The following is a 12,595-nucleotide window of genomic DNA, read 5'->3' as shown; positions in this document are numbered from 1 at the left end:
CATCTTTAGTTAATTAACTGTTGTTGTAATTCGTGAATTTCATCACGCACAGACGCCGCTTTTTCAAACTCAAGATCGCTAGCATAAGCATGCATTTTCGCTTCAAGGGTTTTGATTTGGCTAGCAATATCTTTCGCGCTGAGCACTTGTTTAGACTCTTTACGCACCAACTTAAGGTTATCTTTCGGACTTGCCTCTTCACCCACATCCATAATATCGGTGATACTTTTAACCAGTGCTTGCGGCTCTATACCATGCTCAAGGTTATAAGCTTGTTGTTTTTCACGGCGACGGTCTGTTTCATCAATGGCTTGTCGCATCGAGTTAGTTATGCGGTCGCCATAAAGAATCGCTTTACCATTTAAGTGACGCGCAGCACGACCAATGGTTTGAATAAGTGAGCGAGTCGAACGTAAGAAGCCTTCTTTATCAGCATCAAGTATCGCAACAAGTGAAACCTCTGGCATGTCGAGACCTTCTCGCAATAAGTTAATGCCCACTAACACATCAAACACACCGGCACGTAAATCACGGATAATTTCGACTCGTTCAACGGTGTCGATGTCTGAGTGCAAGTAGCGAACTTTTACATCATGGTCGTTGAGATAGTCGGTTAAATCTTCTGCCATACGCTTAGTTAAAGTAGTGACAAGTACTCGCTCGTTCACTTCAACTCGTTTATAGATTTCTGAGAGTAAGTCATCAACCTGGGTGCCCACAGGGCGCACTTCAATTTCAGGGTCTATAAGCCCGGTTGGACGAATGACCTGCTCAGCAACCTCCCCTGATGAGCGCTCAAGCTCAAAGTCACCAGGTGTTGCCGACACATAAATAGTTTGCGGAGCAATGGCTTCAAATTCTTCAAAACGTAATGGGCGGTTATCTAATGCCGATGGCAAGCGAAAGCCATACTCAACAAGATTTTCTTTACGGCTTCTATCGCCTTTATACATAGCACCAATTTGCGACACAGTAACGTGTGATTCATCAATAATCATCAATGCATCATCAGGTAAGTAATCTAATAATGTCGGCGGTGGATCGCCCGGTGTTCTACCTGATAAGTATCGCGAGTAGTTTTCGATGCCTGAGCAATAACCAAGCTCGGTCATCATTTCAATATCGTACTGGGTGCGCTGAGCAATACGCTGCTCTTCCACAAGTTTGTTGGCACTAAGTAGCTGAGCTCGGCGGTCTTTAAGCTCACCTTTAATTTTATCAATGGCATCAAGAATTTTTTCACGGGGAGTTACATAGTGTGTTTTCGGGTAAATAGTTGCGCGCACAATGTGCTTTTCAACAGCCCCTGTAAGCGGGTCAAAAATACTTAAGCGCTCAATTTCATCGTCAAACATCTCCACACGCACAGCGTAAGTATCCGATTCAGCTGGAAATATATCGACCACTTCACCACGTACACGGTAAGTACCGCGGCTAAATTCAATATCGTTTCTTGTATATTGCAGCTCAGCCAGACGGCGCAGCATATCGCGCTGATCGACGGTTTCACCCACTTTCAGTAAAAGCATCATCTTCATATATGAGTCTGGGTCGCCCAAACCATAAATAGCAGACACCGAAGCCACAATAATGGTATCGCGTCGTTCAAGCAGCGCTTTGGTAGCACTCAAACGCATTTGTTCAATGTGCTCATTGATAGACGCATCTTTTTCAATAAAGGTATCGCTGGCAACAACGTAGGCTTCTGGCTGGTAATAATCGTAATAAGATACAAAATACTCAACCGCATTATGGGGAAAAAACTCTTTCATTTCGCCATAAAGCTGTGCCGCGAGCGTTTTGTTGTGTGCCATGATGATAGTTGGACGATTCAAATCATTAATAATATTGGCCATGGTAAAGGTTTTACCCGTTCCCGTAGCCCCTAATAATGTTTGATGCGCAAGCCCAGCCTCTAGGCCATCTTTTAACTGTGCTATTGCCGTTGGTTGGTCACCACTTGGCTGAAACTTAGAAACTAGTTGGAAATGGTCGCTCATGAATGACACTCCTTCATATATGACTCACTTAACCCATCAACTTCTTTGATAAACCATTTATAGGCAACCGTTGCAGTAAATAAGTTACCAATCGCCGCACCAATAAATAAACCGGTTAAGCCTGCAATTTCGCTGCCTATATAAGCAAAAGGTACATAAAAAACAAACAGGCGTACTACACTTAAAATCAGTGCATTCATTGGTTTATGCAGAGCATTAAATGAAGAGTTAGATAAAATAATCACCCCTTGCAGGCCATAACTCAATGGCAAGATATAAATGAATAACTTAATCACATCCATTACCGCTTGCTCTTTACCAAATACATCAGCGATAAAGCCAGAGGTTAACAGCAGTAAAATATAAATAGCGAACTGCCAAATCATCACGAATTTCAAGGTTTTTGTGTAGGCTTCTTTAACACGCTCAAACTTACCTGCCCCAAAGTTTTGACTCACAAATGGCGGCAAGGTCATCGACAAAGCAAGCACCACAAGGCTTGCAATAGATTCAATGCGACTGCCTACACCAAACGCCGCAACTGCTTCAGGACCATGTTTAGCCACTAATGCTGTCATGACCGCCATGGCAATAGGTGTCAGCATATTTGCGCCAGCCGCAGGTAAACCAATTTTAAGAATTTTACGAATCGAGCTAAGCGGCGTTTGTACACCAGCATGCAAACTCAATAGACCATTTTTTACCGCAAGGATGTATAAAATGATAACGACAGCAACTGACCAGGCAATAACACTAGCAATAGCTGCGCCTTGAATACCTAATGCCGGAACGGGTCCAAAGCCAAAAATAAGTATAGGGTCTAAGATGGCATTAATCAGCCCTGCTCCACCCATAACAATGCTCGGTGTTTTGGTATCGCCACTGGCTCTAAGCACAGAGTTGCCAACCATAGGGGTAATTAGAAATACGCTGCCTAAGAACCACACACTCATATACTCATGAATAAGCGGTAAGACTAATTCGCCAGCACCCAATAACTTAAAGATCGGATCTATTAATAAATAACCTACTACAGATAAGCTAAACACCATCACCACCGATACCAACAACGACATGCTGGCATCAAAACGTGCTTCATCTAACTTATCACTACCAAGTGCTTTAGCGATAACCGCAGAGGTACCTATCCCTAAACCAATTGCAAGGCTAATAACAGTAAAAGTAACAGGAAAGGTAAAGCTAACAGCGGCGAGAGGCTCTGTACCTAACAAACTAATGAAGAAGGTATCAACCAAATTAAACATCATTAAGGTGATCATGCCAAAGATCATTGGGATGGTCATTTTTTTCAAGGTTGGCAGAATGGGTGAGTTTAAAAGATCAGGTTTAGTTTTGCTCTGCGGTTTCACGCTCATGGGAATACTTTGCCTCTTTTTCTGAACCTGTAAGTTTAAAGCATCCTTCTCTTGCAAGCTATGCTTTATTAACAGAATCAAAATTCATACACAAAACTATTACTTTTGACGCTTTGACATAAAAATAACCACTAACCCTCATAAAAAACAATATAAAAACAAGTTTAATAGCTTTGTTACAATTAAAAGGCAGTATTCGCTGTTTTTTTACACAATAAATAGCGCCATTTCATCGTCACGAATAAATTTACTCATCAATTCAGCAAGGCTTCAGATAAAAACACTAACACATTGATTTAAAATGAATTAAAAAAAGTGAATTAAATACTTGAAATTGCTGTAGCCCTCGAAAATCCTAGCACTATAGCTGTTCTTAAAGTTTAATAAACAGAGTTATCCACAGAAACCGTGGATAACTCGCTAGAAGCCGCAAATATAAAGGCTTTTAAGGCTAGCCTGAAACGCATAATACTATAAATAGCAAAGCATCTTGTTTTAACGGTTTTATAAGTTTAGTGAAAAGAAGGCGCAAAAATGTTCTACAACTGTAGCCGAGATACTAATCGCGGTAATTGCACGGGTTATGATGTGTAAACTAAAATTACCACGAAAGTCGCGCAGACTAGAATAGGTAAGGGTTGGTAAGAAAAAAGTAGCGAGTGCTGCTTTTTTAATCAGTAAAAGCTTTTGTAAACTTCAGTAATGCAGAAATAGATTTTGATAGGTCTTTGCCAGTCTCATATTGCCTTTCAATAGGCTCTTCAGCGCCTTGAATAAATTCAATTTAATACTCTGTTAGGTTTCGAGATAAAGCTTCTTAAATGCGTTGTACGGCTCCCTAACGGTGAAAATCTCAACTATTTGATAAAACCTTAACTTACACCACCTGTTTCAATAAGTTAGATAATTTAATGTATAACTCATCATTATAATGCTGGTTCAGCGTCAAATGAATCTGAGGTTAGATACCAAGATTCTAAAACTGTGGCCAAAATTAGTTGACCATTACAACCATATTTAAGACTCCCCTTGCATGCCATTTCGTTCACTCTCTTAATAATTCGAAGCTTGTATCAAATTAAAAGACATTGGTGCGAGTGATTTCTATTTTTAAAGGTCATCAAAAGTAACTTATTCACAAAACCAATTATTAATTGGCGCATCAAATGGACGGCCATCTTGTGACTTAAAGTGACCATCTGGCATAAACATAACGCGCGGGCTAATCCCCTGCTCGTTAATTTCACTATTAAAGCGACATGCAGCGTCCCCCAGTTTATTCGGGTGCTGGGCATTTAAAACTGTAAGTGGTTTTGGCTTTTTAGTCGTCATGGCTGAACACAGGTTTTAAAAATCTGTGTTCAGTTTGGTGTTTAAGGTGAGATTATTGGCCGTGCGGAAATTCAGGAATTTTAATTTTCTAGTTTCGGTGTAGTTATCCCATATAAGTTAACTTTTGGTAATTGAACCTTCTTCTCAACAGCAATAGCTTCTGTTTTATTTATCAATCTTTGTAATGTAAAAATACCATCAATTTGTCTATATTCACTATAAAGTTTGAAATACTCATTTTCATTTATATAAGGTCTAATAATATCTAGTCTTCTTTTTATTGCATTCACCGCAGCAGTCTCTGATGCTAACTGAATAGTGAGGTTCACGTACATTAAGGAACAAGTTAACATCGCGAAAAAGACGATAATATTAACTATCATAGGATGTTTTTCTATAAACAGTTCAAAAAAGTTAGATTCATTGTTTTCTTCAGGTTCAGAAAACTTAGATTCACCACTTTCTTCAATTTCAGACCAGGTTCGACAAAACCTTATATAATAAAAAATTGGAATCAGACACAGCAAAACAAGAAGTATAATTGAAGAAAAAACTTTCAAGGCTTCCCCTCCACTTCCCACATTTTCATATAAGCTGTTGTTGTAATCACTGATAAAAGAGTTAAAAAACCTCACAAACAACTCTCCGATAGTGAAAATAGTATCCTTTAAAAATAACTCCCAAACTCCTGAACCGAGTCCACCAACCAACAAGATAATGATAAATTTTATAATTTTTTTTAGCACTGTTAAGCCTTTCATCATATTAAAATACAGAGTTGCAAACTCTAACCTGTTTAAATGCTGTTTAAAACTCATTCTAAGCGATTTTTAACTCCACATAAGAGAAGTTGCAATATGAAGTACGAACAGGCTTTAAAATCAACCCAGAAAAAGAATTTTATCCTCTTTTAAACTTCCACCTGATAGCTAATATGCAACACCTGGCGGGCATTGTTCACACCACATGGCGCGCCAATAGTCACGGTGATAAATACGCACAGCCTGGGCCAGTGTTAAATTGGCTATATCTAAATTAGGGTAAGCTCGTTGGCTTATGCCAAACTTAGTTAAACCTCCACGGTCTGATGCTTTATCATTTAGCCCGCCATCACTTCGCAAACCACCTTCCAAAAATAGCAGTGTCAAAATGCATTCAGAAAAGTGCAGTGAATAAGGCGCTACGCTGCCTTTACTTCTGGCAGTTGTTTAAATGGGGATAGGTTGATTGTTTGAGACATACCGAAAAACCATGTTGTTTTTCGGTATTGTGGTTGGGATTCGGTTAGTTATGGCCGTGCGGGGTTTCGGGAATTATCTATAGTTTTGAGCTTTAATCAAAGTTGCATTATTATGCCCACAGAACTCTTTGTTTATTTTATTAATTAAACTAAAAACTGATCTTTCGTTATCTTTAAAGCTATTTCTTGGCGAACGAGGTAGGCTAATTCCTATAGTCTTGAGTAAATTAATCATTTGAGTTTGATGTTGTTTATAATCAAAGAAACTTACCTCCTCTGAAGTTCCTGAAAAACAGGAATTTGAATTGTCTATTAGCCTATTTATCTCACTCAATTTCTGTTTATAGGTTTCGGAAACATACAGTTCCCCGAACCGAGAATCTGGATAGATGATATTGTACCACTTCAAGATATCTATTTTCTTTACGTTTAAAGCATTTTCACCCTTAGATTCTGAAATTAAATAATCCTTAAAAGTGTTTAAATTAGTAAGGTGAATCGTGGTTTTTGCAGCGGTTGTTGCGCTTATGTAATTTCTTAAAGCAAAATAAATACTAAATATTGTTACTGAAGTGAATAACAGCTTTAGAGATATCTCTAAGAAGTCAAATGCATCCTTAAAGCTAAGCCCGAATGTTTTAATGCATTTTTGAGTGAAGCAAAAAGGCCTGTTGAAATAAGATTGCTCTATATAGATTACTGACGTTATAAAAATAAAAGCAAGCGATGTGATCACTACATGAAAAATTATTAAATATTTTGATACATTAAGTGGATCGCATTTTAAATTAAACTTCATTTGGCCTCACTTCTTTAAGCCTTAACCTCAAACCCTTTGCATGACTGGAGAAACTTCTTTGCAGAAGATTAAGTTCATAATGAGCAAGGTTATATATTCGTTTATAAGAGTATGTCCCTTTGTCATTTTCAAAGTTCTTTTCGAGCCTATAGACTAGCTTATGTGCTGTAATTATGTCTTGATATGAAGGCAGTGGCAGTATTTTTAAGACTCTGTTAAGTAACTGCTTTGCTTGATTATGCCCTATACTTTGCATTCTATTTACACGGCCCATACACATAGCATGGCTTTTTCTATAATCTCGACTAGTCCTATACTTTGAATCTTTAGCTAAGTTTTCTAGGCTGCGAACTGAAGCCCTGATCTTAGAGACTTCGTCCTCTGGTAACCTTGGTTGCTTAAAGTTCACTCTCAGGCCATGTACTAACGTTGAAGAGTTTGAGTGATTAGAGATAACTAGCTTCTCTTCATTAATTGGAAGGTCCTTACTTAAAAGCATTTCCTTGATTAATCCGACAGCTAGAGTAAAGTCATAGTTCTTCGTATAGCTTGAAACTGTTATATCATCAACCAAACGTGTATAAATAAGCTTTTTTTTATGTAACCTCTGAACTAGCTTGGGCTCGACATCATGTAAAACTGCCGATGCTATGAAGCTAGAAGTTAATCCTCCTTGTGGCACTTTGTTATCATAAGTACAAAAGTCAGCTAATGCCTTCGAGACATCATCGGCATATTTAAATACTTTATTAAATATTTCATAAACGTCCTGCCAATGTATATTTTCATAAAAGTCGCTAATATCAACTTTTAAAATGCTTTTGGTAAGGCAGTGGTTTTTAGCGCATGAGATGTAATCTCTGTGAAAAACTTCTAGCTTACCATCTACCCATTTTAGTGTATTAGGTACTGAACCATATAAATATTTTGGCCAAATAACTACCCCTTCCTTAGGTTTCTTTGGATTAAAAATGCGAGAGTTAATCATTCTTTGAATTTTTCTGACTAGTGGGTGAGGATTATAAACTAGCCGTTCATCGCCTGAACTTTTGAAGTGCCCTGATACCTTTTTATAAGCATCATCATTAGCAATTAAGGTATAAAAAGAGTCAAACTCTTCATCGGTAATACTTAATGTCCTTTTAAGTACCCCTATTGAGGGGATAGATCTGTTTGTTCTTTTTTTAATGTGATACTGAAAATGAGTTTTCACAAAAGTCCTTTTTTGATATAAGCCTGGCTATCCATACAATAGGAATTAACATTCAGCCGCTTTTTATTACTAAATTTTTGAAAGTATCTACCTAAATGTCAACCTGCCAGGCTTATCATTTTGACTGCAGCCGCTCGCCGGGTCAGGCAATGGTGGAGGGCAGCCCCTTGTAGTTCTAGTGAAGTCAATTTGAATTCCTAGAACGGCTATCGAAAGATAGCATTTACTATCAAAGACATTAGTACAAAGCAGAGTGGCGATGCGCCACTGATTATTTAAGACTAACACCAAAGAGAAAATGCCGCAATATGAATATAAAGTGAATGAATCAAAATAAACTTCTCTGTCTTCTCTGTACTTCGACCCCTCGCTGTTGCTGAATTACCTCAGCAACACGCCTTTGCGTTAAACCAAATTTAATGGCTAAAGCTTAGATGACTTGACCATTAAACTCCTGCCATATTTGAATATCTCGCAATGCCTTCTGAGAATTTTTAATGCTCTATAGGTTCAACTTTAAAATTTGAAAACATTGCATTAATAGTGATTTCCTCGATTTGGTAAAGAATGACTTAGCAAAGAAACCTTTTTTATATTTTTAAAAAATGACTCAGCTCAAAAAGCATGCAAAAAAGTGATGCATTCGACATAGATCCTCCGCTGCTAAGCAAAAAATGTTGAGCTTTTCAGCTACATTTTGCTCAGATCGAACATAAAAACATCGAATAAGCTTCTTTTTTGAATTTATGAAGTTTTTATGTTGACACTTTGCAATGCTGTCATTAATATTTCGCCCCGTTGAAAGGCATGACGCTTCCCCCTTAGCTCAGTTGGTTAGAGCGACGGACTGTTAATCCGCAGGTCCCCCGTTCGAGTCGGGGAGGGGGAGCCAAGTTTTTCAATCATAAACGATTCCCCCTTAGCTCAGTTGGTTAGAGCGACGGACTGTTAATCCGCAGGTCCCCCGTTCGAGTCGGGGAGGGGGAGCCAAGTTTATGAATATGATTGTTCCCCCTTAGCTCAGTTGGTTAGAGCGACGGACTGTTAATCCGCAGGTCCCCCGTTCGAGTCGGGGAGGGGGAGCCAAATCATAGCACCACACTACTCTATTTAGTTCCCCCTTAGCTCAGTTGGTTAGAGCGACGGACTGTTAATCCGCAGGTCCCCCGTTCGAGTCGGGGAGGGGGAGCCAACTCCGCGAATCTATTAAAATTTTATCTACTATTATTCGTCGATTGTATTAGACTTTAAAGCACTTATAATCTAACCTAATTTAAGTTTATTCTATATTATGCTTTAGAATACAACGACTATACTTAAAGCAATCAATCAAGGAATTGATTCCTTCCTTTAGGCTTTTAAAAGATAAGAACATGGCTGGCTTTAAAAAACTTATTTTTATACAACTTATATCTTGGTTGCTGTTTGCATTATTAGGTGGTTACTTTATTGCGCTTAGCTTTGATAGCGCAGTCAGTGATGCACAGCAAAAAGCACAGCGTGTAGTAAACGCATATATAAATACACAAACCATTGAGCAACTTGCACCAGAGAAAATACAAAAAGCATTTGCCGATGGTAGCACTTTTTCTAAACTTGTGATCCGTGATCAATCAGGTCAAGTGGTTAGCATGGTAGAATCTAGCCAATCCCTACCCTTGTTTGCTGAAATAGTTAATAACAGTTTTAATTCCATTCGCCCTCAGTTCGCCGTTAATCAAACATCTGACATTAAAGTAGAGTTTACGATTAATGCACACAACCTGGCTAGCCTATTACAACAGTCTTTATTTATTGTAGTTTTGATTTCAGGCCTTATTGCCCTACTTCCTATTATTTATATGAAGAGCATGTTCCGCCGCCTAAATCGTAAAATTAGTACGACCATTTCAGATATCGTTGATATTTATATCAACCAAAATCAGGTTAACGGTGACCTCGAGCAAGCGATGGATACCACCCGCTTAAAGAAGTTAAGCAAAGATTTAATTCCATCGTTCAATCGCCTATCGCATTTCTTACAGACCAAGCATGATGACATTCAAAATAATGCGCTAAATATTAAAAAAGAAGCGTATAAAGATGTAGTTACAAACCTTGGCAATCGAAATATGTTTGTTGAGTACTACGAAAAGAATATTGAGAACGTAGAAAAGAGCACGTTTGGTTCGCTTGCTATGGTTCGTTGTAGCGAATTGCAAACCATCAACCAAACCCGTGGTTACCAAAAAGGTGATGAATACGTAAAAGGTGTGGCTGATATTATTAAACATATTAGCGGCACCTATACAGGCAGTCAGGTTTTTCGTTTAAACAGCTCTGACTTTGCAGTGGTATTACCTAATACCCCTCTTAAAGAAGCTGAACGCTTTGGCGATAACTTACAATCGCGTTTTACTCAGTATCAGCAAAACCAAGAATTAAGCTCAGTTGCTAACACAGGTATTGTTGGCTACGAAAAAGGTAAGCCGCTTGGTGAGTTATTATCGATTGTTGATAATGCAATGAGCATGGCGCAATCAAAACAAGCGAATGCATGGCATGTGCAGCGCGAAACAGACTTAGTTAATAACGCCAGCGCAGGTTTTGGTAACCAAAACTGGCGTAAAGTTATTAGCGAAGTGATTGAGTCGAAACGTGTTCACTTGGTTATGCAGAACATTATGCCAATAGGTAAAAGTGTTAAAGCCTATGCAGAGATTCAAGTTCGTTTTAAAACCGCAGAAAATCAAATGCTGCCAACAGCCTCTTTCCTTGCTATGGCAGAGAAGCTAGAAATGGCAATGGAAATTGACCGCTTAATTATCGATACCACTTTAGAAAAAGTTAAAACCCGTAATTTCTCTGAAAAATTCTTTGGTATTAATGTTACGGCATCAAGCGCTCACAATGATCAGTTTGTGATCTGGTTAGAACGCCGCTTACTGAAAGACAGTAACATTGCATCAAAACTTATTTTTGAAGTCAGTGAGTTTGGATTACAACAAAACATTAAAGCAAGTAAACGCTTTATCGATATGGTACATCGTGTGGGCGCACGTATTACTGTAGAACGCTTTGGTGTGGGGTTAACCTCATTTAAATTCTTTAGAGACTTAAAACCTGACTTTATCAAAATGGATGCAAGCTATACTCGCGGCCTCGAAGAAGATAAAAACAATCAATACTTTATGCGCTTAATGGTAGATCTTGCTCACCGTATTGGTGTGAGTGTATTTGCTGAAGGCGTAGAAAGCCAAGAAGAAAAACATATCATCGAAACGCTGTGCTTAGATGGTGTGCAAGGCTATTACATCGAAAAGCCAAAAGATATCTAACCCCTCTTTAAGGCCCAAAAAACCTTACTATTTTTGGGCCTATTCCATCTATTAACTTTGCTTTAACACTTTAATCGTAAACAGCTTTGTTAATTTTAGCTATTCGTCCCTCATGTGTTGTGTCGGCCCCCATAAAAAAGGATAATAGAGCCGTTTTTATTCTCGTGAGGCACGCATGACAGAATATGTCTTGTTATTGATTGGCACTGTGCTAGTCAACAACTTCGTTTTAGTTCAATTCTTAGGTTTATGCCCGTTTATGGGTGTATCGGGTAAGTTAGATACCGCGATTGGTATGTCTTTAGCCACAACCTTTGTACTTACACTTGCCTCCGTGACTAGTTATCTGGTGAATCATTATATTTTGATCCCGCTGGATATCGAATTTTTGCGTACCATGAGTTTTATTTTGGTTATCGCTGTTGTCGTGCAATTTACCGAAATGGTGGTGAGAAAAACCAGCCCGACACTCTATCGCTTATTAGGGATTTTCTTACCGCTTATCACCACTAACTGTGCTGTTTTAGGTGTTGCTCTACTTAATATCAAAGAAGACCACTCATTCTTACAATCGGCTGTGTACGGCTTTGGTGCCGCAGTGGGCTTCTCTATGGTGTTAATACTGTTTGCCGCATTACGTGAGCGTTTAGCTGCGGCTGATGTCCCTGCTCCTTTTAAAGGTGCTTCAATTGCGATGATCACCGCAGGCCTTATGTCGATGGCCTTTATGGGTTTTACAGGATTAGTGAAGTTTTAATATGACCTTGTTTTATGCTTTGATAGCGTTAGGTTCATTAGCGCTAATATTTGGTTTAATTTTAGGTTTTGCCGCCGTTCGTTTTCGCGTTGAGAGCAACCCTATTGTTGACCAAATTGATACCATTTTACCGCAAACACAGTGTGGCCAATGTGGCTACCCTGGCTGTCGTCCCTATGCAGAAGCAATTGCCAATGGTGACGAAATCAATAAGTGCCCACCAGGCGGCGAAGCCACGGTAAAAAAACTCGCTGATTTAATGGGTGTTGAAGCAAAACCTCTGGCTGGCGGTGAGCAAGCAGATCCAGTTAAAACCGTTGCCTATATTCGTGAAGATGAATGTATTGGCTGTACCAAATGTATTCAAGCCTGCCCTGTTGACGCCATCGTTGGCGCAACTCGCCAAATGCACACTGTATTAATCGATGAATGTACCGGTTGTGACTTATGTGTTGAACCATGCCCTGTAGACTGTATTGATATGCTGCCTGTCAAAGAAACCAAACAAACCTGGAAATGGCAATTAAACGCAATCCCTGTGACTCAGGTAGATTAGGAGCA

The 12,595-nt window shown here is 39.0% G+C and carries 10 protein-coding genes and 4 tRNA genes; 7 read left to right on the top strand and 7 right to left on the bottom strand.

The window, feature by feature from the left end; all coding sequences use genetic code 11:
* Window positions 1-5: 5 nt before the first annotated feature.
* The 7 genes from uvrB to AN394_RS10585 form a co-directional block, all read right to left on the bottom strand.
* A complete protein-coding gene (gene uvrB / locus AN394_RS10615) occupies window positions 6-2,000 on the bottom strand; it encodes an excinuclease ABC subunit UvrB (RefSeq protein WP_054563646.1) in 1,995 nt (664 codons plus the stop codon).
* Entirely contained in the window at window positions 1,997-3,376 is a 1,380-nt protein-coding gene (locus AN394_RS10610) for an MATE family efflux transporter (RefSeq protein WP_054563645.1), read from the bottom strand. Before AN394_RS10610 ends, uvrB begins: the two co-directional genes overlap by 4 nt.
* A 1,131-nt stretch (window positions 3,377-4,507) precedes the next feature.
* A complete protein-coding gene (locus AN394_RS10605) occupies window positions 4,508-4,708 on the bottom strand; it encodes a hypothetical protein (protein WP_055021488.1) in 201 nt (66 codons plus the stop codon).
* Between the two features lie 80 nt (window positions 4,709-4,788).
* Window positions 4,789-5,526: a hypothetical protein gene (locus AN394_RS10600; protein WP_055021487.1), complete on the bottom strand. Its 738-nt coding sequence runs from the start codon at window positions 5,524-5,526 to the stop codon at window positions 4,789-4,791.
* A 111-nt stretch (window positions 5,527-5,637) separates the two neighbouring features.
* Window positions 5,638-5,829 carry a glycosyl hydrolase 108 family protein gene (locus tag AN394_RS22290; RefSeq protein ID WP_055021486.1) on the bottom strand — a complete coding sequence of 64 codons (192 nt, stop codon included), beginning with the start codon at window positions 5,827-5,829 and terminating at the stop codon, window positions 5,638-5,640.
* A gap of 192 nt (window positions 5,830-6,021) precedes the next feature.
* Window positions 6,022-6,747 (bottom strand): retron Ec48 family effector membrane protein, encoded by a 726-nt coding sequence (locus tag AN394_RS10590; protein ID WP_055021485.1) that lies wholly within the window; start codon window positions 6,745-6,747, stop codon window positions 6,022-6,024.
* Window positions 6,737-7,960, bottom strand: a complete 1,224-nt coding sequence (locus tag AN394_RS10585; RefSeq protein WP_055021484.1) for a reverse transcriptase family protein — start codon at window positions 7,958-7,960, stop codon at window positions 6,737-6,739. Before AN394_RS10585 ends, AN394_RS10590 begins: the two co-directional genes overlap by 11 nt.
* A gap of 815 nt (window positions 7,961-8,775) precedes the next feature.
* On the opposite strand from AN394_RS10585, the gene AN394_RS10580 reads away from it, so the two are divergent.
* The 7 genes from AN394_RS10580 (at window position 8,776) to rsxB (ending at window position 12,590) form a co-directional block, all read left to right on the top strand.
* Window positions 8,776-8,852 (top strand) — tRNA-Asn (locus tag AN394_RS10580).
* Window positions 8,853-8,873: 21 nt separating this feature from the next.
* A tRNA-Asn gene (locus tag AN394_RS10575) sits at window positions 8,874-8,950 on the top strand.
* A gap of 19 nt (window positions 8,951-8,969) precedes the next feature.
* A tRNA-Asn gene (locus AN394_RS10570) sits at window positions 8,970-9,046 on the top strand.
* A gap of 29 nt (window positions 9,047-9,075) precedes the next feature.
* Window positions 9,076-9,152: transfer RNA gene (locus AN394_RS10565), tRNA-Asn, on the top strand.
* Between the two features lie 181 nt (window positions 9,153-9,333).
* Window positions 9,334-11,277, top strand: a complete 1,944-nt coding sequence (locus AN394_RS10560; protein WP_054563644.1) for an EAL domain-containing protein — start codon at window positions 9,334-9,336, stop codon at window positions 11,275-11,277.
* A gap of 175 nt (window positions 11,278-11,452) precedes the next feature.
* Window positions 11,453-12,034, top strand: coding sequence for an electron transport complex subunit RsxA (rsxA, locus tag AN394_RS10555; RefSeq protein WP_054553689.1), 582 nt, complete (start codon window positions 11,453-11,455; stop codon window positions 12,032-12,034).
* A 1-nt stretch (window position 12,035) separates the two neighbouring features.
* Entirely contained in the window at window positions 12,036-12,590 is a 555-nt protein-coding gene (gene rsxB / locus AN394_RS10550; RefSeq protein WP_054563643.1) for an electron transport complex subunit RsxB, read from the top strand.
* Window positions 12,591-12,595: the final 5 nt, after the last annotated feature.

The sequence above is a fragment of the Pseudoalteromonas sp. P1-26 genome, from assembly GCF_001401795.1.
Classification (GTDB): domain Bacteria; phylum Pseudomonadota; class Gammaproteobacteria; order Enterobacterales; family Alteromonadaceae; genus Pseudoalteromonas.
Note: the sequence above shows the minus strand (reverse complement) of the source record. Positions and strands in the feature narration are given on the sequence as shown.

Coding starts and splice junctions, on each gene's coding strand:
- uvrB (WP_054563646.1), bottom strand. CDS start 2,000: ATGAGCGACCATTTCCAACTAGTTTCTAAGTTTCAGCCAAGTGGTGAC.
- AN394_RS10610 (WP_054563645.1), bottom strand. CDS start 3,376: ATGAGCGTGAAACCGCAGAGCAAAACTAAACCTGATCTTTTAAACTCA.
- AN394_RS10605 (WP_055021488.1), bottom strand. CDS start 4,708: ATGACGACTAAAAAGCCAAAACCACTTACAGTTTTAAATGCCCAGCAC.
- AN394_RS10600 (WP_055021487.1), bottom strand. CDS start 5,526: ATGAGTTTTAAACAGCATTTAAACAGGTTAGAGTTTGCAACTCTGTAT.
- AN394_RS10590 (WP_055021485.1), bottom strand. CDS start 6,747: ATGAAGTTTAATTTAAAATGCGATCCACTTAATGTATCAAAATATTTA.
- AN394_RS10560 (WP_054563644.1), top strand. CDS start 9,334: ATGGCTGGCTTTAAAAAACTTATTTTTATACAACTTATATCTTGGTTG.
- rsxA (WP_054553689.1), top strand. CDS start 11,453: ATGACAGAATATGTCTTGTTATTGATTGGCACTGTGCTAGTCAACAAC.
- rsxB (WP_054563643.1), top strand. CDS start 12,036: ATGACCTTGTTTTATGCTTTGATAGCGTTAGGTTCATTAGCGCTAATA.